Here is a 17,852-nt window from a genome sequence, read left to right on the forward strand (position 1 = left end):
ACGCCGAGGTGAACGGAAGGTTCCGTTTTTTTACGGCGCGGCCACCTGCAGTACCAGCTTGCCGAAGTTCTTCCCTTCAAACAGCATGTTCAGCGCGGCAGGGAAGTTCTCGATGCCTTGCACGATGTCTTCCTTACTCTTGATCTTGCCCTCCTTGAGCCAGCCCGCCAGCGCGGCCACACCGACGTGGTAACGCTCGGCGTAATCGAACACCACGATGCCTTCCATGCGCGCGCGGTTGACCAGCAGCGACAGGTAGTTCGACGGCCCCTTCACCGGTGTGGTGTTGTTGTATTGCGAGATGGCGCCGCAGATGACGATGCGCGCTTTCAGGTTGATGCGGGTGAGCACGGTGTCGAGGATCTCGCCGCCGACGTTGTCGAAGTAGACGTCCACGCCTTGCGGGCAGTGCTGCTTGAGGCCGTCCTTGACCGACTCGTTCTTGTAGTCGATGCAGGCGTCGAAGCCCAGTTGCCTGACCACGAAGTCGCACTTGTCCTGGCCGCCGGCGATGCCGACCACCCGGCAGCCCAGCTGTCTGGCAACCTGGCCCACGGTCTGGCCGACCGCGCCGGCCGCGCCCGACACCACCACGGTTTCGCCGGCTTTCGGCTGGCCCGATTCGAGCAGGCCGAAGTAGGCGGTCATGCCCGGCATGCCCAGCGTGTTGAGGTAGGTGGTCAGCGGCGCCAGCCTGGGATCGATCTTGAAGAAGGCGCCACTCTTGTCATCCGCCGCGCCGGTCCAGTAGCGCTGCACGCCGGTGCCGCCGGAAACATGGTCACCCACCGCAAACCTCGGCGACTTCGATTCAAGCACCACGCCAACGCCGCCGGCGCGCATCACTTCACCGATGGCCACCGGCCGGATATAGGATTTGCCTTCGTTCATCCAGCCGCGCATGGCCGGATCGAGCGACAGGTACAGCACTTTGACGCGGATTTCACCATCGGCCAGCGGGCGCAGCGGTTCTTCGGCCTGTTGCCAGTCGCTGTCCTTGACCATGCCGACCGGGCGTGCGGCCAGGCGGAATTGCAGATTTGTCTCCATGTAGCCTCCTTATGTGGGGTGGGAATGACTATATCTCAATTTGCACGATCGTGCTATTTTTGTCGTCAAAGGCAAGGCATGCGACAATAGATATCTTTTTGTCCAACCTACCACGGTTTTATGAGCAATCCCGAATACATTTTGACACTGTCTTGCCTGGACCAGCGCGGAATCGTGCATCGCGTTTCGGGCTTCCTGGCTGATCACGGCTGCAACATCATCGATTCGGCCCAGTTTGGCGACAGCGAATCGAAGCTGTTCTTCATGCGCGTGCACTTCTCGCTGGAAGACAACAACATCAACGACGACCTGCTGCGCGCCGACTTCGGCCTGCTGGCGGCCGACATGCAGCTGGAATGGGAACTGCGCGATGCGCACTACAAGCCGCGCGTGATGCTGATGGTGTCGAAGATCGGCCATTGCCTCAACGACCTGCTGTTCCGCTACAAGAGCGGCCTGCTGCCGGTGGAAATTCCGGCGATCGTGTCCAACCACATGGACTTCTACCAGCTGGCGGCCAGCTACAACATTCCGTTCCACCACCTGCCGCTGGCGACCGGCGCGCCGCTGGAGGACAAGCTGGCGCAGGAAGCCAGGATCATCGAACTGATCAACAACCACAAGATCGATCTGGTGGTGCTGGCGCGCTACATGCAGATCCTGTCGCCAGGCCTGTGCACGGCGCTGAAAGGCAAGGCGATCAATATTCACCACTCGTTCCTGCCAAGCTTCAAAGGCGCCAAGCCCTATGCGCAGGCGCATCACCGCGGCGTCAAGCTGATCGGCGCGACCGCGCACTTCGTCACCGGCGATCTGGATGAAGGCCCGATCATCGAGCAGGACGTCGAGCGCGTCGACCACTCGATGGATGCCGAAACCCTGTCGGCGATCGGCCGCGACGTCGAATGCGTGGTGCTGGCGCGTGCCGTCAAGTGGTTTGTCGAACACCGCGTGCTGCAGAACGGCGCGAAAACCGTGGTATTCAAGTAAGAGATTTTTTAGATGGCCCTCAAAGCAACAATTTACAAAGCAGAACTGTCGATTGCGGACATGGACCGCAATTACTACGAGACGCATCAGCTGACCCTGGCGCGCCATCCGTCCGAGACCGACGAGCGCATGATGGTGCGCTTGATTGCCTTCGCCATCCACGCCAATGAAGCGCTGACCTTCACCAAGGGCCTGTTTGACGTCGAGGAGCCGGACCTGTGGCAGAAAGACCTGACCGGCGCCATCGAGCTGTCGATCCAGGTCGGCCAGCCGGATGAGAAGGTGATCCTGAAGGCCTGCGGCCGTTCCGGGCACGTGGTGGTGTACAGCTACGCCGCCACCAGCCACATCTGGTGGAAAGGCCTGGCCAACAAGGTCGAGCGCTGCAAGAATCTGACCGTGGTTGACCTGCCGGCCGATGCCACCGAGCAGTTGGGCAAGATGGCCCAGCGCACCATGCAGCTGCAGTGCACCATCCAGGACGGCCAGATCTGGCTGACCGACGGCACCACCACGGTGGAAGTCGGCCGCGAGGTATTGAAGTCCGAGCGTTAATCTTTCAAGGGAGGCTGCGATGAAGAAGTGCTTCACCCTGTTGGCCATGCTGGGCGCCACGGCCGCACAGGCGCACGTTACGCTGGATCAGGCGACAGCGTATGCCGGCACCTATCAGAAGCTGGCCTTCCGCGTCGGTCACGGTTGCGATGGCAAGGCCACTACCGGCCTCACCGTCACGCTGCCGGAAGGCGCGTCGCACGCCAAGCCGATGCCCAAGGCCGGCTGGAAAATCAGCGTCACCGACAGCGGTGCGCTGCGCGAAATCAGCTGGAAAGGTGGTTCGCTGCCGGATGCCTACTTTGATGAGTTCGTGGTGCAGGTCAAACTGTCGCCTGAGCCGGGCAAGCTGTACTTCCGTGTTGTGCAGGAGTGCGGCAAGGTCAGCGTGGCGTGGGATGAAATCGCTGGCGAGAAGATGAAGGCGCCGGCGCCCGTGCTGGAACTCTTGCCGGCACCGGCCGGTACGCCGCATCACGCGCACTGACTACTTCACCACTGCGCCGCCTTTCATCACCCACGGGACTTGTTCCAGTGCCTTCACATCTCTCAGCGGTTCGCCCTCCACGGCGATGAGGTCGGCGTACTTGCCGGCCTCGATGCTGCCCACCTTGTCACTCCAGCCCAGCAGGTCGGCCGCGTTGACGGTGGCGGTGCGGATCGCCTGCGCCGGCGTCATGCCCAGCTTGACCAGCACGCTGAATTCGCGCGCGTTCAGGCCGTGCGGGTAGACCGCGGCGTCGGTGCCAAACGCGATCGGCACGCCGGCCTTGATGGCCTTGCCGATGTTGACGCGCGCGGTCGGCAGCACCACCCTGGCCTTTTCCAGCAGCGGCTTGGGCAGCTTGATGGCTTCAGCATTTTCAATCAGCCAATCGCCCAGGTAGAGCGTGGGCACCAGATAGGTTTTGTGTTCCTTCATCAGCTTGATGCCTTCTTCGTCGATGTAGGAGCCGTGCTCGATTGAATCGACGCCAGCCAGTACCGACAGCTTGATGCCGTCGCCGCCATGGGCGTGGGCGGCGGTCTTGCGGCCCAGGCGGTGGGCGTCGCTGATGATGGCTTTCAATTCTTCCAGCGTGTATTGCGAGGTGCGCGGATCGTCGCCAAACGACAGCACGCCGCCGGTGGCGCAGATCTTGATCACGTCGGCGCCGTACTTGATGTTGCGGCGGGTGACTTTGAGCGCCTCGTCCTGGCCGTCGGCCACGCCCAGCGCGGTGAGCTTGTACTCGGGGGCGTGCATGGTTTCATCGCAGTGGCCGCCGGTGATGCTCAGGGGCGGGCCGGAGGCGAGGATGCGCGGGCCGGGCACGTCGCCGTCGTTGATGGCGTCGCGCAGGCCGATGTCGGTGTAGGCGTCGGCGCCGACGTCGCGGATGGTGGTGAAGCCGGCGCGCAGCGTGACCAGGGCATTGCGCGCGCCGCTGAGCGTGATGCGCGGCACCGACTTGGCGATCAGGCTGTAGCCGGCGTCTTCCGGATTGCCGGTGATGTGGGTGTGGGCATCGATCAGGCCCGGCAGCAGGGTTTTGTTGCCAAGGTCGATGACCTGGGCGCCGGCCGGGATGGCCAGCTTGCTGCCGGCGGCGGTGATGCGTTCGCCGCTGATCAGCACCACGGCGTTGTCGACCAGGGTACCGTTGCGCACATCAACCATGTGGGCGGCCTTGACGGCAATGGTGGCAGGCTCTGCCGCGCAAGCGGCGGCGCAGGCCAGCATCAGGATAGACGAGGTGATCGCTTTCAAGTAATTCTCCCGTTTAGTTGGTATCTGTTTGAGGAGAGCCAAACCAAGCTCGTTACCTAGCGTACCCGGCAACGCTAGCGAACGCTAGAATATTCTTTCATGACCGCCACCGCCGACGCCCTCTACAAGCAGTTGTTCTCCCACCCGGAAATCGTGCGCGATCTGGTGGCTGGCTTTCTGCCAGCGGAGTGGGCGCAGCAGCTGGAGGTGGGCGCGTTCGAACGCGTCAACGCCAGCTACGCCAGCGATGAAGGCAAGGCGCGCCATGAGGATGTGGTGTGGCGGGCGCGAATCGATGGCGAGTGGGTGTATGTCTACATCCTGCTGGAGTTCCAGTCGCGGCCGGACAAATGGATGGCGCTGCGCATGCAGGTGTACATTGGTTTGCTGTATCAGGATCTGGTGGCGCAGCACAAGCTGAGCAAGCACGGCAAGTTGCCGCCGGTGTTGCCAATTGTGTTTTATCACGGCCACCGCCCCTGGCGTGCCGCTACTGAGCTAGCCGAACTGATGCTGCCACCGCCTGAGGGGCTGGAGCAGTTTCAGGCCAGCCAACGCTATGTGCTGATCGACCAGCATCATGACTGGGCGCGAGGAGATATCGTGCCACTATTGTTTCGTTTGTTGCGCTCGCGCACCGAGACTGAAAGGGCAGCCGCGCTCAACATGCTCCTGGCGCGCCTTATGTTGCCAGACTTGGCACCCATACGTGCAAGCCTTCAGCACTGGCTGCTGCTCACCTTGCGTGACGCTGGGGGCAGCACTAACATTGAGTGGGAGGAGGGCTTGGTTATGAACGCCAAAAGACAACCCCGTTTCAACGAACTCATCACGGAAGACTTCATCCGGCGACTGGTGCAACCTCAAGAGGAGGCATTGCAGGAGGGCGTGCAACAGGGCATGCAGCAAGGAATGCAGCAAGGAGAGTTGCTGGCGCTGCAGGGCGTCTTGAGGGATTTGCTGGCGGGCGACGTGACTGTCGAGGCTGCAGGGAAGATCGCGCAGGCTGATGTTGGCCAGCTGCGCGCATGGATCAAGTCTTTGTTTGCTGGCGCCAGCCCCCGGCAATTGTTTGCCGAGGGCTGAACAGGCTTACACGCCCAGCAGCGATACCGCCTTGGTGTTGAGATAAGCCTCCAGCGCTTCCGGACCGCCTTCCGAACCGTAGCCGGAATCCTTGATGCCGCCAAACGGCATTTCGGCGCTCGGCGTGGCCGGCTGGTTCAGCCACAGCATCCCCACTTCGACATTGTGCATCAGTTGATGCGCATTCTTGATCGAGCGGGTGAAGGCATAGCCCGCCAGACCGAAGGGCAAACGGTTAGCCTCGGCAATCGCCTCATCCAGGCTGTCGAAACCGCGAATCGCCGCCACCGGACCGAACGGCTCGTCATTGAACACACTGGCATCCAGCGGCACGTCGGCCAGGATGGTCGGTGCGAAGAAGTTGCCCTCGGTGCCCACGCGTTCACCGCCGGTCGCGATTTTAGCGCCCTTGGCGCGCGCATCGGCCACCACACTGCTCATGGCCGCCACGCGGCGTTCGTTGGCCAGCGGCCCCAGCGTCGTGCCTTCCACCAGGCCATTGCCCAGTTGCAGACGCTCGGCATGCGCCACCAGCGCGCGCGTGAATTCATCCTTGATGCTGTTGTGAACCAGGAAGCGGGTTGGCGAAATGCACACCTGACCGGCATTGCGGAACTTGGCGCCGCCAGTTGCTTCCACGGCCAGCGTCACGTCGGCGTCATCGGCCACGATCACCGGTGCATGGCCGCCCAGCTCCATGGTGACTCGCTTCATGTGCGCGCCGGCCAGCGCGGCCAGCTGCTTGCCGACCGGGGTCGAGCCGGTGAAGGTGACCTTGCGGATGACCGGATGCGGAATCAGGTAGTTGGAAATCTCGGCCGGATTGCCGAACACCAGGCCCACCACGCCGGCCGGCACGCCAGCATCCACGAAGCACTGGAACAGCGCGGCAGGGGAGGCCGGGGTCTCTTCCGGCGCCTTGCACAGGAAAGAGCAGCCGGTGGCCAGCGCCGCTGCCAGCTTGCGAACGACTTGATTGATCGGGAAGTTCCATGGCGTGAACGCCGCCACCGGACCGACCGGCTCTTTCAGCACCAGCTGCTGCGCCGCTGGATTACGCGATGGCACGATGCGGCCATACACGCGCATGCCTTCGGCGGCAAACCAGTCGATGATGTCGGCACCGGCCAGTGCCTCGCCGCGCGCCTGCACCAGCGGCTTGCCCTGTTCCTGCGTCAGCAGGCGGCCGATCTCGTCGGCACGCTCGCGCAGCAGGCTGGCGGCGCGGCGCATGATGGCGGCGCGTTCGAACGCCGGCACCTTGCGCCAGGCTTCAAAACCTTTCTGCGCCGCAGCCAGTGCGCGGTCAAGGTCGGCAATGCTGGCGTGCGCCACCGTACCGATGGGCTTGCCGGTGGCCGGATTCAGCACGGGGATGGTCTTGCCGTCGGTGGCGTCGCTCCACTCGTTGGCGATCAGGAGGCGGGTATCTGGGTAGCTGGTGGTAGTCATGGGGCAATCTCCGTTCAGTAACATCCGCTACTTTGCCAGAAAATCGCCCATCGCGTATGGCCGGGCTCAGTTTTGCGGCGTGCCGCCGAGGCGCTTGATGCTGCCCGAACCCATGATGCTCTTGCTGACCTGCGGATCGCCGTAGTAGTTGATGTCGCCGGAACCAGCCACGCTCAGGTTGAGTGATTTCCTGGCCCACACCGTGGCCTGGCCGGAGCCGCCGATGCTGACCACGGCGTCGCGCGCCTGCAGCTGGCCGGCCTGAACCCGGCCCGAGCCGCCGATCGAAATTTGCAGGCGCTCGGTATTGCCAGCCGCCTTCAGGCTGCCGCTGCCGCCCAGCGCAATCGCTGCCGACTCGGCTTCCAGCTGGCCGATGGTGATCGAACCCGAGCCGCCAACGTCTATGGTCAGGTTTTCGCCGCTCAGCCGGTCGGCGCTGACATTGCCGGAGCCGCCGATCGACAGCTTGTCCAGCGTACGTGCCTGCACGATGATTTTCATGTTGCGGGTGTCAAGTTTGAGCTGGTTCTTGACCGGACGCACGCGCAGGGTACCGTTTTCCACCACCGTTTCAATCAGCGGCTGCAGGTTGTCATCGGTTTCCACACTCACGCCCTCGTTGTTGCCGAGGCGGATTTCAACGTCGCCGTTGACGCCCACCGTCAAGGCATGGAAATGCCCGACTTCGCGGTTTTGCCTGACGATTTTGCCGCTGCCTTGCACCCGCTCGCCACCGCTCAGCCAGCTCAGAGGGCCGGCCTGGACGGTCGTCAGCGGGGCAGTGGCGGCCAGCAGGCCAGCCGACAGGAACAGGGCGGAAACGGTGCGACGAGTGGTCATGATGCTCTCCTTGGTTATCTTGAGAGGCATCGTAAAGATTCCGCCCGCCGGCTGGAACCGCGCTGCGACGGATTGCAGCCTGCGCGGCCCAGAATGCGTTCTGCCGGGAATGGGCGGCGCATGAGGTATGATGCGTCCATGCTGACTATAACCATCAAACAGGGCAAGGAAAAACGCCTGCTGTCCGGCGATATCCTGATTTACGCCACCGCCATCGAGCGCGTCGACGGCCGCCCGCAAGAAAAGAACAAGCCCGGCGCCACCGCCATCGTCCAGACCTCGTCGCGCCAGTTTCTGGCGCGGGCGGCCTACAACCCGCACTCCGAGGTGCGGGCCCGTGTCTGGAGCTACAAGGAAGACGAACCGGTCGATCACGCCATGATGAAGCGTCGCGTGCGCGCCGCCATCGCCAAACGCGCCGCCGCCGTGCGCGCCGCCGCGCCGACCGATCTGGTGGCGGTGATCCGCGGCGACGAGGATGGCTTGCCCGGCCTGCTGGTCGACAGCTATGGCGGCACTGCCGGCTACCTGATCTGCCAGTTCCAGTCGGCCGGCGTCGATGCCTGGAAAGTGCCGATCGTGCAGGCGCTGCTGGCCGACTCCGGCTGCCCGAATGTGTATGAACGCTGCGACGAATTGCTCCGCAAGGCCGAGGGCTTGCCGGTGTTTTATCGTCCGCTGGCCGGCGAAGAGCCGCCTGAACATGTGCTGGTCACGGAAAACGGCAGCCGCTTCAGCATGGATTTGCGGACCGGCTTCAGATACCCCAAACTGCGCAGCTAAAAAGTTTCGACTCTGCAAGTTTTTCTCTTATAATCGTTCGGGACCCACCGGAGACCTGAACAGAGATGGAACACTACCAGTCGTCGCAAATCCGCACCCTCAGCTACATTGAGAACGAAGACCACCCGGTCTTCGGCACCCTTGTCGAGCAGATCCTGCACCTGCTGAACTCCAAGCTGATTTTCAGCGATATTCTCATCCATCAAAACAGTCCCCTGATGCTGCGCCAGCCGAAAGGGCTGGTGGCGGTCACTGATTCGCCCATCACGCGCGAGGAACTGCAGGAATTCTTTGAGGTGGTCGAGCCGAACTGGGCCGAGCGCATCCAGGACCGCGCCTTTGACCGCGCAGTGGATCTGCATACGGCGCGCATCCGCGCCAACTGCTTCAGCTTCCAGGGCCGCAAGCGGCTCGGTTGCGTGATCCGCCGCTTCCCGAAAGAGCCGATGCCGCTGGCCAATCTGGGCCTGGGCAAGCACGAACAGCAGTTCGCCAAGCTGACCAGCGGGCTGGTGTTGATTATTGGCGACACTTGCCAGGGCAAGTCGACCACCATCGCCTCCATGCTGGACGATATCAACAAGCATCGCTCGGGCCACATCATCACGATTGAAGATCCGGTGGAAACCCTGATTCCGCAGCGCCAGTGCGTGATCACCCAGCGCGAGGTGGGCTTCGACGGCGACGTGGAAAGTTTCTACCTCGGCGCGCTGGATGCGCTGCGCGAGCGTCCGGACGTGATCTGCATCGGTGAGATCCGCGATGCGCAAACCGCGCAGGAAGCGCTGGCGCTGGCGGAAGCCGGGCCGCTGGTGCTGGCCTCGCTGCACGCGCGCTCGACCGAGCTGGGCCTGCAAAAGATGATGCGCCTGCTGGGCAATACCGAGCCGCAGGCGCAAGCGCTGGCGCATGCCTTGCGCGGCGTGCTGTGCCAGGCGCTGCTGCCGGCGGTGAAGGGCGAGCGCTACTACCTTGCCACCGAGTGCCTGACCAATAATCCCGAAGTGACCGAAATGATTGCGGACGGCCAGATTGCCAATCTGCGCATCTGGATGGAAGACAAGCCGGGCGAAGGCTGTCACACCATGAATACCTCGCTGCACGCGCTGCTGGCCGAGGGCAAGATCTCGGTGCAGGACGCGCGCAACGCGACCACCGATCGCATCGGTTTCGTCGAACCCTGAGCCTCTAGTCCAGCGGGATCGCGCGGTAGCGATTGACGTCGGTGCCGTTTACCGGCGGCGCGTTGTTGCCCCAGGCGCTGCGCAGGTAAGACACCAGTTGCGCCACTTCCGTGTCATTCAATAGATGCCCGAACGGCGGCATGCTGTACGGGCGCGGATTGCCGGCCGTCGCCGGCGCAAAGCCGCCGTTCAGCACGATGCGGATCGGATTGACCGCGTTGTCCATGGTCAGCGACTGGTTGCCGGCCAGCGGCGGATAACCGGGCGTCATGCCGGCGCCGCTGGCGCCATGGCAATCCACACAATGCTTTTCGTACAGCCTGGCGCCGGCCGCGAGGAAGGCCACGGCTTCAGTGCTGCTGTCGCGCTCGAAGGTGGGCGGCGGCCTGTCGGGCGGCAGCGATTGCAGGTAGATGGCGATGGCCTTGATGTCGCTGTCGTTCAGGTATTGCAGGCTTTGCTGCACCACCTCGGCCATCGGGCCGAACACGGTGGCGCGCGGCGCGGTGCCGGTTTTCAACAGCGCCGTGAGGTGGTCCTGCTGCCAGTCGCCGCGCGCGTTCAGCGACGGCGCGTACCAGCCTTGCGCCTGGATCATGCCGCCCGACAGGCTTTCGCCGTCCTGCGCGCCCAGCGGATTGCGCGCGCTGTGGCAGGCGCTGCAATGGCCCAGGCCCTGCACCAGGTAGGCGCCACGATTCCATTCCACCGATTGCCTGCGGTCCGCAGCGAAGGCTTCGGGCTTGAAATACAGCACGCGCCAGGCTGCCAGGGCGATTTGCAGATTGAACGGGAAGCGCAACTGATGCGGCTGGCTGGGCTGGTGCACGGCCGGCACGGTCTGCAGGTAGGCGTACAGGGCGTCCGCATCGTCACGCGTGATGCGGGTGTAGTTGGGGTAGGGGAAGGCCGGGTAGAGCAGGCGGCCGTCACGTGATTTGCCGTGGTGCAGGGCGCGCCAGAAGTCGTCCGCGGTCCAGGCGCCGATGCCGGTCTGGCGGTCGGCGCTGATGTTGGGGGCGATTACGCTGCCAAACGGCGTCTGCAGCGCGCGGCCGCCGGCGTAGGGCTGGCCGCCACGCGTGGTGTGGCAGGCCATGCAGTCGCCGGCCTTGGCCAGGTAGGCGCCACGGGCGACGCGTTCGGCTGGCGCCAGGGCGGCGCTGGCGGCGCCCGGCGGGCCGGCATCGCTGGTCAGGAATTGTTGGGCCAGCAGTGCGCCGGCGATCAGTACGGCGGCCAGCAGGAGGGCGGTAACGGTATAAACGATTTTCTTCATTTCGCGCTTCCCGGTGTGCCGCCGGCGGCCGCGGCTGGCGCACTGCCGCAGGCGATCGGCAAGGGCGCGGGCAGGCTGGCGGCGGGGCGGGCGTTGGCGTCGGGCGGCTGCTTGCTCAGCCAGGCTGAAACGGACGCCACGTCGGCTTCGCTCAGGCGGGCGGCGATGTCGGCCATGCAGTCGGGCGCGGCGGCGCGGCGCGTCTTGTTTTTCCAGTTGCCGAACTGGGCGTTGATGTAGTCGCTGGGCAGGCCGAGCAGGCCGGGCGTGGCGGGTTCGACGCCGGTCAGCGCCGTGCCGTGGCAGGCCACGCAGGCGGGAATCTGTTTGGCCGGGTCGCCCTGGCGGACCAGCGCTTCGCCGCGCGCCAGCTGGGTGGCGTCGGCGTGGCTGCCGCTGCCGGCGGCGGCTTCAGCGTAGGGCGGGTGCTGGGCGGCGAAGTAGTCGGCAATCTCGCGCAGATACGCGTCCGGCAGATGGGCCACCATATAGGTCATCATCGGATAATGGCGGCGGCCGTCGCGGAAATTGCGCAGCTGGTTGTACAGGTAGCCGGCCGGCTTGCCGGCAATGCGCGGGAAGTAGGCGTCGCCGCGCGGTTTCACGCTGTGGCAGGCCAGGCAGGCGGCCACCCGTTGTTCCAGCGTATCCGGTGCGGCGGCAGGGGCCGCCGCCAGCGCGGCGGCGAGACTGAAAGCGGCAAAAGTCGGCATACTCCTCCTGGTTCAGGCGGCGCATGGCGGCCGCCTGACTAGGATAACCCGGTTTTGGGCGGTTTCGGCAGTTTGAACGGTTTCAGCGGCGGCAACTTGTTGCCAAGCGCGATCCAGTGGCGGTACACGCGCAGCGCCACCTGGGCGTCGTCGGCCGCGTACAGGATCTGCTTTTCGTTCAGGCGCGGCAAGGCCCAGTTGGTGGTGGAAATCTTCTTGGACTTCTGCAGCTTGAGGCCAAAGAACTTGGCCACTGCCGTCTTGGCGCCAAGGTCGTTGCGCTGGCCTGGCGCACGCAGCACCACCGACATGTCGACAATGCCGGCCGCGCGGATATCGAGCTTGGCGTGCAGGCGTTTGACGTCGTCCGACAGCCCGAAGCCGATCTTCAGCGGCAGCGGCGACTCCAGGATGGCCAGCAGCATGGCGCGGATATGCGGCTCGGTGCTGGCGCCGATCTGGAGCAGATAAGCCTTGTTGTCGGTCGAGAATTGAATCAGGTGCGGACCGGTTGAGGTCTCGCCCTTGGTGAAGGTCGGCTTGGATTCGGTATCGAAACCGATGGCGTCGCACACCCGCAGCGCGTCGCGCGCGGCGGCGGCCTGCTCAGGCGTGACCACCATCTGCACATCGGCCAGGCGGATGCCCACGTAGGGCGGCAGATCGTCGTCCGCCGCCACGGCCACCACCACTGGGCTATCCAACTCAGCCCTTTTTGGAGAACTTCGCGGCCAGCTGGTTCAGCTTGTCGGCGCGCACGCGCGCGGCTTCCTCGGCGGCCTTGGCTTCGCGCTCGGCTTTTTTGCGCTCGGCTTCTTTCTTGTAGCGTTCCTGCAGCACCTGGGTGGCGTGGGCACGGTGGGTGTCGGTCACCTCGGCGCCCGGCTTGCCGTCGAGGTCATGGCGCACCTTGGCTTTTTCCATGACTTTCAGGTAGCGCAGCGAACCGGTGTGGATACCCAGCGCGGTGCGCATGGTCTTGCGGTCCAGGTCCGGCATAACGGCCAGCAACTGCTTGTCGATGCCTATCGACAGCGGCAGGAAGTCGCGGAAGGCCGGGAATTGGGTTTGCAATTGTTTCAGCAGGCTGCGCGGGGAAAGCGCTGCCGGCGCCGGAGTGGAGGCAGCAGGGGCTGGCTCTGCGACCGGTGGCTGTGGGGTGAGGCTAGTGTTCATCGACTTCATAGGTTAAGCAACAGCCGTCAGCATATCATGCGGACCACGGGAATGCAGTGCCTTTTCGACCATTGTATCAAAATGCTCATGCTTAGGATGGACTTAGGCGCGCGCGCCGGCGTGCTTTTGCGGCCCAAAACGTGTATAATGCTCGACGCACTAACGCAATACCGTGCGATCTTCCCTGAAAAGGAAACAAGCCCGTGGCTGGAAGCGGGCTTTTTTTATTCCGCAGATAATCGTCAGCTAAATTACAACATTTCCACCCAGGCGCACCTTCGTGGTCGGCGCGGGGCGCGCTTTTTTGTAATTTTCGGCGTGTACGCATTGAGAGATTTTAATGACAAAACCGAAAACTTTAACGTTGTCCGTCAAGAAGCCTACCCGCGCCAGCGCTGCTCCGTTGGTGGTGCCAAAGACGACTCTATCTTATGTGATCGATAATGAAGAGGCAGCGAGCAAAGTTACGGTAGTCAAAAAGAAAACCCGCCTGAGCGCCGCTGCCGATGCCGCCGCCCAGGTGGATGCGCCGGCCGTGGAGGCCGCCGACGAACCGGTCAAGGCCGCCAAGGTGACGCGCAAGAGCGCGGCCGCCGCGGCCGACGGCGAAGGCGAGGCGGTGGTCAAGGCCGCGCCGAAGTCCAAGCTGGTCAAAGCCAAGGCCGAGCCGGCGCCGGTGGTCAGCGCCACCGCCGCCCCGGCCGTCAACCAGGTGACCGATGCGGCCACGCTGGCCTCGATCGATACTTCCGGCTACCAGCTGCCAGGCGTCAAGGTGCCAGGCCGCCGCGGCCGCAAGCCATCCGAGTTCACCCCGGAGAACGACGAGATCGCCGCGCTGAACGCGGTGGAGCGCGCCGAACTGAAGGCCGTGTCCAAAGCCCGCGAACGCAAGGCCAAGGGTGGCGACCTGCTGGGCATCGATCCGAAAGCCTCGGCCGAGGAGCTGGAAAAGCGCCGCGCCCAGATCAAGAACCTGATCAACATGGGCAAGGAGCGCGGCTTCCTGACTTATGCCGAGATCAACGACCAGCTGCCGGAAAACATCATCGATCCGGAAGCGATCGAAGGCATCATCGCCACCTTCAACGACATGGGCATCGCCATCTACGAGCGCGCCCCGGATGCGGAAGCGCTGCTGCTGAGCGATAACGTGGCCACCGTGACCTCAGACGACGAGGTGGAAGCGGCTGCCGCCACCGCGCTGTCGACCGTGGATTCCGACTTCGGCCGCACCACCGACCCGGTCCGCATGTACATGCGCGAAATGGGCGCCGTGGCGCTGCTGACCCGCGAAGGCGAGATCGAGATCGCCAAGCGTATCGAAGAAGGCCTGAAGGACATGATCCAGGCGATTTCCGCCTGCCCGACCACCATCGCGGAAATCATCGCGCTGGCCAAAAAGATCGAGACCGACGAGCTGAAAGTGGACGATGTGGTGGACGGCTTTGTCGACCCCAACGAAGCCGCCCCGGCGCCGGCCGTGGTCAGCGCCGCTGCGGATGACGAGGAGGAGGACGTCGAGGACGTCGAAGAAGAAGACGGCGACGTCGGCGGCGGTGCGGCCGGCTATTCGACCGAGCAACTGGCGCAGCTGAAAACCGCCGCGCTGGAAAAATTCGACTTCATCGCCACCCAGTACGAGAAAATGCGCAAGGCCAGCGGCGGTTACGCCTCCAAGGCCTATGTGGCGGCGCAGGAAGCCATTTCGGCCGAGCTGCTGGGCATTCGTTTCACCGCCAAAGTGGTCGAGAAGCTGTGCGACACCCTGCGCGGCCAGATGGAAGAAGTGCGTTCGATCGAGCGCGCCGTGCTGGACCTGTGCGTGAACCGCTGCGGCATGCCGCGCGCCCACTTCATCAAGGTGTTCCCGGGCAATGAAACCGATCTGGACTGGGTGGACGGCGAAGTGGACGCCGGCTATCCGTACAGCACCGTGCTGGGCCGTAATGTGCCGGCCGTGAAAGAGCTGCAGCGCAAGATGATCGACCTGCAGGCGCGCGTGGCGCTGCCGCTGGCCGACCTGCGCAAGATCAACAAGCAGATGGCAGCCGGCGAGAAGCGCGCCCGCCAGGCCAAGCGCGAAATGACCGTGGCCAACTTGCGTCTGGTGATTTCGATCGCCAAGAAGTACATCAACCGCGGCCTGCAATTCCTGGATCTGATCCAGGAGGGCAACATCGGTCTGCTGAAGGCGGTGGACAAGTTTGAATACCGTCGCGGCTACAAGTTCTCGACCTACGCCACCTGGTGGATTCGTCAGGCGATTACCCGTTCGATCGCGGACATGGCCCGTACCATCCGCGTGCCGGTGCACATGATCGAGACCATCAACAAGATGAACCGCATTTCGCGCCAGATCATGCAGGAAACCGGCAGCGAGCCGGATCTGGCCACGCTGGCGGTGAAGATGGAAATGCCGGAGAACAAAGTCCGCGAAATCATGAAGATTGCCAAAGAGCCGATCTCGATGGAAACGCCGATGGGCGAGGACGGCGATTCGCAGCTGGGCGACTTCATCGAAGACAACACCACGCTGGCGCCGCTGGATGCCGCGTTGCACGCCTCGATGCGCAACGTCATCAAGGAAGTGCTGGATTCGCTGACCCCGCGCGAAGCCAAGGTGCTGCGCATGCGCTACGGCGTGGAAATGTCGAACGACCACACGCTGGAAGAAGTGGGCAAGCAGTTCGACGTGACCCGCGAGCGTATCCGCCAGATCGAAGCCAAGGCAATGAGCAAGCTGCGCCAGCCATCGCGTTCGGACAAGCTGAAAACGTTCCTGACGCAGAACTAAACTCAAACAAGGAGGCCTCGGCCTCCTTTTTCTTTAGCTATATTCCAGCTTCGGATACCAGTCGGTGCCGCGCCCGCCGGGCGTGAGGTCGAGGATATTCCACAGCGGCATGGGATCGGGCGCGCCGCGCGGGTCCTGCCCGGGATCTTGTGTGCCGCCCAGCTCGCTGGCCCAGAAGTGGTGCACCTGGTCACCGTCTTTGACCCAGACATCCAGCGCCGGCCATTCGCTGCCGTCCGGCGCCAGGCCGCGGTAGTCGCGCGGAAAATCATCCCCCACACATTGGAAGAACTTCAGGTTGCGCCAGCCGCGCTCGCGGGCGAAGGCCAACTGGCGTGACACCGGCGAGCGGCCGATGACGGCCACCGCAATGCGCTGCGCCAGATCGCGCGCGGGCGCGTCGAAGGCGCCGAGGAATGCCGTGCACATGGGGCAGGGACGCTCACGCTGCGGGCCGTACATCCAGAAATACGTGACCAGCGTGCCGTGCTGGCCGAATATATCTCCCAGTTTGACGGTCTTGCCGTCCTCATCAATGAAATCGTAGTCGGGCGCGATGCCGCCCGGTGGCAGCGCGCGCCGCTGCGCTGCCACCCGTTCGATGTGGCGCCGCAGTTCGATTTCTTCCGTCAGCAAGGCGACGCGGGCCGCGCGGTATTCCGGGCTATCATTGGGATATGGATGGCTATTGCTTGCGGCCAGCTCGGCTGCCGGAGTCAGTGTGCTCATGATGTCCTCGCGGAGGGAGTCAAGGCTGCGATTACAGTCCCGCCGCGCCGTCGCGTCTATGCGCTGGCGTACATAAAACAGGGAGGAGCAGATGGAAGATTTACACGGTAGTTGCTTGTGCGGCGGCGTGCGTTATCGGGCGGCGTTGCCGGTCGCACATGCCAGCCATTGCTACTGCACCATGTGCCAGAAACAGCACGGCGCGGCGGCCGGCAGTTACGCCAATGTGGCCAGCGCCGGCCTGACGATCGAGCAGGGCGCTGATCTGATTGCCGAATACGCCTCGTCCGAACACGGCCGCAGGGACTTTTGCCGCGTGTGCGGCTCCACGCTGTTCTGGCGCAGTACCGAATCGCCGGACCGGGTTGCCATCACGCTGGGCACGCTGGAGCCGGCATACCCGGGCAAGGTGGAGCGAGAACTGTTTGTCGAGAACAAGCCGGCGTGGCTGCCGCTCAGGTAGCCACGCTGATGTGCAGGCTGCGCGGCGTGATGTGCAGCACGCCGCCGAGGGCGCCCAGGCGTTCCTGCATGGCTTGCAGCGGCAGCGCTTCTTCAGCGCTGGGCGCGCGCGCGGGGCGGTCGCTGTGGAGCACGATCGCCAGCTGCTGGCGCTGCAGGCTGAGTTCGACCAGCACGGTGTGGGCCGCGCTGCATATGTAACGCAGGCCTGAACGCACCACATGGAACAGCGCCGACGCGAACTGCGGGCTGAGCTCCGCGCTGTCATGGCGCACTACCAGCCGGCAATCCAGTCCCTGGCGTTTTTCGATCTGCTGCAGCTGCCACTCGATGGCCGCGGACAAGCCCAGTTCCAGCGTGGCCGGATGAAGTTGATTGATGATCTCGCGCACGGCAGCGATGCTGTCGTTGAGGGTGGACAGCGCTTGCGCCGCCCGCGCGTGCAGCAGCGGGTGATGTGTGCCGGTGCGCGCATGCAGCGTGGCGATGTCCAGCTTGAGCGCGGCCAGGTTTTGCGCCAGGTTGTCCTGCGCATCCAGTGCCAGCCGGCGGCGGTGGCGCTCCATGTCGCTGAACTGGTGGCCATTGATTTCGCGCGTCTGCTGCAGGGCGCTTTCCAGTTCCGCTTCCTTGCGCTTGCGTGCGGTGATGTCGGTGCAGCTGCCGATCAGCAGATAGGGCTTGCCTTCGGTGTCGTACAGCGCCCGCTTGTGGGTCAGCAGCCAGCGCGTTTCATTCAGGCTGGCGGGCGTGCAAGGCTCTTCCTCCACCACCACTTCGCCGGTCTCGAAGGCGCGGCGGTCGCGCGCCCGGTAGGCCTGCAGTTCCTCGGGCCGTACCTGGCCGCCGCAGTCGGTGCCGGCCACGTCTTCAAAGCGCACTCCCCACAGCACCTCGCAGGCCGCGTTCATCATGACGATGCGGGAATGCGCATCCTTGACGAATACCGCCTGTGGCATCGAGGCCAGTAAGTCGCTGAGATCGGGGAAATGATGGTTCATGG

General features: G+C 63.9%; 19 protein-coding genes. 9 read left to right on the plus strand and 10 right to left on the minus strand.

The genetic code is table 11. The features are described 5' to 3' along the window. Window positions 1-30: 30 nt before the first annotated feature. Entirely contained in the window at window positions 31-1,050 is a 1,020-nt protein-coding gene (locus tag ABDW57_RS17860; protein ID WP_343731517.1) for an NADP-dependent oxidoreductase, read from the minus strand. Between the two features lie 120 nt (window positions 1,051-1,170). Here ABDW57_RS17860 and purU point away from each other — a divergent pair, with 120 nt between their 5' ends. From purU to ABDW57_RS17875, 3 genes are read left to right on the plus strand one after another with little or no spacing between them, the layout of a single operon-like run. Then, window positions 1,171-2,040 (plus strand): formyltetrahydrofolate deformylase, encoded by an 870-nt coding sequence (gene purU / locus ABDW57_RS17865; protein WP_343731518.1) that lies wholly within the window; start codon window positions 1,171-1,173, stop codon window positions 2,038-2,040. Window positions 2,041-2,052: 12 nt separating this feature from the next. Next, window positions 2,053-2,595 carry a YaeQ family protein gene (locus ABDW57_RS17870; RefSeq protein WP_343731519.1) on the plus strand — a complete coding sequence of 181 codons (543 nt, stop codon included), beginning with the start codon at window positions 2,053-2,055 and terminating at the stop codon, window positions 2,593-2,595. 19 nt (window positions 2,596-2,614) lie between these two features. Next, on the plus strand, window positions 2,615-3,082 hold the full coding sequence (locus ABDW57_RS17875) for a YcnI family protein (protein WP_343731520.1): 468 nt from the start codon (window positions 2,615-2,617) through the stop codon (window positions 3,080-3,082). Here the strand turns inward: ABDW57_RS17875 and ABDW57_RS17880 are convergent, their stop codons facing one another. After that, on the minus strand, window positions 3,083-4,345 hold the full coding sequence (locus ABDW57_RS17880) for an amidohydrolase family protein (RefSeq protein ID WP_343731521.1): 1,263 nt from the start codon (window positions 4,343-4,345) through the stop codon (window positions 3,083-3,085). A gap of 99 nt (window positions 4,346-4,444) precedes the next feature. On the opposite strand from ABDW57_RS17880, the gene ABDW57_RS17885 reads away from it, so the two are divergent. After that, window positions 4,445-5,431, plus strand: coding sequence for an Rpn family recombination-promoting nuclease/putative transposase (locus ABDW57_RS17885; RefSeq protein ID WP_343731522.1), 987 nt, complete (start codon window positions 4,445-4,447; stop codon window positions 5,429-5,431). A gap of 6 nt (window positions 5,432-5,437) precedes the next feature. On the opposite strand, the gene ABDW57_RS17890 is transcribed toward ABDW57_RS17885, so the two are convergent. Together ABDW57_RS17890 and ABDW57_RS17895 are read right to left on the minus strand one after the other, a co-directional pair. Continuing rightward, the gene (locus ABDW57_RS17890; RefSeq protein WP_343731523.1) at window positions 5,438-6,883 is read right to left on the minus strand and encodes an NAD-dependent succinate-semialdehyde dehydrogenase; all 1,446 of its coding nucleotides are present in this window, start codon (window positions 6,881-6,883) and stop codon (window positions 5,438-5,440) included. A 66-nt stretch (window positions 6,884-6,949) separates the two neighbouring features. Next, on the minus strand, window positions 6,950-7,726 hold the full coding sequence (locus ABDW57_RS17895) for a head GIN domain-containing protein (RefSeq protein ID WP_343731524.1): 777 nt from the start codon (window positions 7,724-7,726) through the stop codon (window positions 6,950-6,952). 138 nt (window positions 7,727-7,864) lie between these two features. On the opposite strand from ABDW57_RS17895, the gene ABDW57_RS17900 reads away from it, so the two are divergent. Both ABDW57_RS17900 and ABDW57_RS17905 read left to right on the plus strand, forming a co-directional pair. After that, the gene (locus ABDW57_RS17900; RefSeq protein ID WP_343731525.1) at window positions 7,865-8,509 is read left to right on the plus strand and encodes an SAM-dependent methyltransferase; all 645 of its coding nucleotides are present in this window, start codon (window positions 7,865-7,867) and stop codon (window positions 8,507-8,509) included. Window positions 8,510-8,574: 65 nt separating this feature from the next. Beyond that, window positions 8,575-9,693: an ATPase, T2SS/T4P/T4SS family gene (locus ABDW57_RS17905; protein ID WP_343731526.1), complete on the plus strand. Its 1,119-nt coding sequence runs from the start codon at window positions 8,575-8,577 to the stop codon at window positions 9,691-9,693. Between the two features lie 4 nt (window positions 9,694-9,697). Here the strand turns inward: ABDW57_RS17905 and ABDW57_RS17910 are convergent, their stop codons facing one another. The 4 genes from ABDW57_RS17910 to ABDW57_RS17925 form a co-directional block, all read right to left on the minus strand. After that, window positions 9,698-10,972: a cytochrome c gene (locus ABDW57_RS17910; RefSeq protein ID WP_343731527.1), complete on the minus strand. Its 1,275-nt coding sequence runs from the start codon at window positions 10,970-10,972 to the stop codon at window positions 9,698-9,700. After that, window positions 10,969-11,685 (minus strand): cytochrome c4, encoded by a 717-nt coding sequence (locus ABDW57_RS17915; RefSeq protein ID WP_343731528.1) that lies wholly within the window; start codon window positions 11,683-11,685, stop codon window positions 10,969-10,971. The genes ABDW57_RS17910 and ABDW57_RS17915 overlap by 4 nt, the downstream gene beginning before the upstream one ends. Before the next feature lie 38 nt (window positions 11,686-11,723). Continuing rightward, the gene (locus tag ABDW57_RS17920; RefSeq protein ID WP_343731566.1) at window positions 11,724-12,308 is read right to left on the minus strand and encodes a 3'-5' exonuclease; all 585 of its coding nucleotides are present in this window, start codon (window positions 12,306-12,308) and stop codon (window positions 11,724-11,726) included. A gap of 82 nt (window positions 12,309-12,390) precedes the next feature. Then, the gene (locus ABDW57_RS17925) at window positions 12,391-12,870 is read right to left on the minus strand and encodes a ProQ/FinO family protein (protein WP_343731529.1); all 480 of its coding nucleotides are present in this window, start codon (window positions 12,868-12,870) and stop codon (window positions 12,391-12,393) included. A 138-nt stretch (window positions 12,871-13,008) separates the two neighbouring features. On the opposite strand from ABDW57_RS17925, the gene ABDW57_RS17930 reads away from it, so the two are divergent. Both ABDW57_RS17930 and rpoD read left to right on the plus strand, forming a co-directional pair. Further along, window positions 13,009-13,305: a hypothetical protein gene (locus ABDW57_RS17930; protein WP_343731567.1), complete on the plus strand. Its 297-nt coding sequence runs from the start codon at window positions 13,009-13,011 to the stop codon at window positions 13,303-13,305. Beyond that, complete coding sequence (gene rpoD / locus ABDW57_RS17935) at window positions 13,202-15,658, plus strand: RNA polymerase sigma factor RpoD (protein WP_343731530.1); 2,457 nt, start codon at window positions 13,202-13,204, stop codon at window positions 15,656-15,658. Before ABDW57_RS17930 ends, rpoD begins: the two co-directional genes overlap by 104 nt. A 33-nt stretch (window positions 15,659-15,691) precedes the next feature. Here rpoD and ABDW57_RS17940 read toward each other — a convergent pair whose 3' ends face one another. Then, window positions 15,692-16,387, minus strand: coding sequence for a DUF899 family protein (locus ABDW57_RS17940; protein WP_343731531.1), 696 nt, complete (start codon window positions 16,385-16,387; stop codon window positions 15,692-15,694). 91 nt (window positions 16,388-16,478) lie between these two features. On the opposite strand from ABDW57_RS17940, the gene ABDW57_RS17945 reads away from it, so the two are divergent. Next, window positions 16,479-16,850: a GFA family protein gene (locus tag ABDW57_RS17945; protein ID WP_343731532.1), complete on the plus strand. Its 372-nt coding sequence runs from the start codon at window positions 16,479-16,481 to the stop codon at window positions 16,848-16,850. On the opposite strand, the gene ABDW57_RS17950 is transcribed toward ABDW57_RS17945, so the two are convergent. After that, window positions 16,843-17,850 (minus strand): PAS domain-containing protein, encoded by a 1,008-nt coding sequence (locus ABDW57_RS17950; RefSeq protein WP_343731533.1) that lies wholly within the window; start codon window positions 17,848-17,850, stop codon window positions 16,843-16,845. The two genes, ABDW57_RS17945 and ABDW57_RS17950, sit on opposite strands and share 8 nt — an antisense overlap. Between the last annotated feature and the right edge of the window lie 2 nt (window positions 17,851-17,852).

Source organism: Duganella sp. (assembly GCF_039595735.1).
Taxonomy (GTDB): domain Bacteria; phylum Pseudomonadota; class Gammaproteobacteria; order Burkholderiales; family Burkholderiaceae_D; genus Rugamonas.

Bases quoted from the DNA above. Each gene is read 5' to 3' on its own strand.
- ABDW57_RS17875 (WP_343731520.1), top strand. From the start codon at position 2,615: ATGAAGAAGTGCTTCACCCTGTTGGCCATGCTGGGCGCCACGGCCGCA.
- ABDW57_RS17885 (WP_343731522.1), top strand. From the start codon at position 4,445: ATGACCGCCACCGCCGACGCCCTCTACAAGCAGTTGTTCTCCCACCCG.
- ABDW57_RS17860 (WP_343731517.1), bottom strand. From the start codon at position 1,050: ATGGAGACAAATCTGCAATTCCGCCTGGCCGCACGCCCGGTCGGCATG.
- ABDW57_RS17940 (WP_343731531.1), bottom strand. From the start codon at position 16,387: ATGAGCACACTGACTCCGGCAGCCGAGCTGGCCGCAAGCAATAGCCAT.
- ABDW57_RS17895 (WP_343731524.1), bottom strand. From the start codon at position 7,726: ATGACCACTCGTCGCACCGTTTCCGCCCTGTTCCTGTCGGCTGGCCTG.
- purU (WP_343731518.1), top strand. From the start codon at position 1,171: ATGAGCAATCCCGAATACATTTTGACACTGTCTTGCCTGGACCAGCGC.
- ABDW57_RS17900 (WP_343731525.1), top strand. From the start codon at position 7,865: ATGCTGACTATAACCATCAAACAGGGCAAGGAAAAACGCCTGCTGTCC.
- ABDW57_RS17920 (WP_343731566.1), bottom strand. From the start codon at position 12,308: ATGGTGGTCACGCCTGAGCAGGCCGCCGCCGCGCGCGACGCGCTGCGG.
- ABDW57_RS17950 (WP_343731533.1), bottom strand. From the start codon at position 17,850: ATGAACCATCATTTCCCCGATCTCAGCGACTTACTGGCCTCGATGCCA.
- ABDW57_RS17925 (WP_343731529.1), bottom strand. From the start codon at position 12,870: ATGAAGTCGATGAACACTAGCCTCACCCCACAGCCACCGGTCGCAGAG.
- ABDW57_RS17910 (WP_343731527.1), bottom strand. From the start codon at position 10,972: ATGAAGAAAATCGTTTATACCGTTACCGCCCTCCTGCTGGCCGCCGTA.
- ABDW57_RS17870 (WP_343731519.1), top strand. From the start codon at position 2,053: ATGGCCCTCAAAGCAACAATTTACAAAGCAGAACTGTCGATTGCGGAC.
- ABDW57_RS17905 (WP_343731526.1), top strand. From the start codon at position 8,575: ATGGAACACTACCAGTCGTCGCAAATCCGCACCCTCAGCTACATTGAG.
- ABDW57_RS17945 (WP_343731532.1), top strand. From the start codon at position 16,479: ATGGAAGATTTACACGGTAGTTGCTTGTGCGGCGGCGTGCGTTATCGG.
- ABDW57_RS17930 (WP_343731567.1), top strand. From the start codon at position 13,009: ATGCTCGACGCACTAACGCAATACCGTGCGATCTTCCCTGAAAAGGAA.
- ABDW57_RS17890 (WP_343731523.1), bottom strand. From the start codon at position 6,883: ATGACTACCACCAGCTACCCAGATACCCGCCTCCTGATCGCCAACGAG.
- rpoD (WP_343731530.1), top strand. From the start codon at position 13,202: ATGACAAAACCGAAAACTTTAACGTTGTCCGTCAAGAAGCCTACCCGC.
- ABDW57_RS17915 (WP_343731528.1), bottom strand. From the start codon at position 11,685: ATGCCGACTTTTGCCGCTTTCAGTCTCGCCGCCGCGCTGGCGGCGGCC.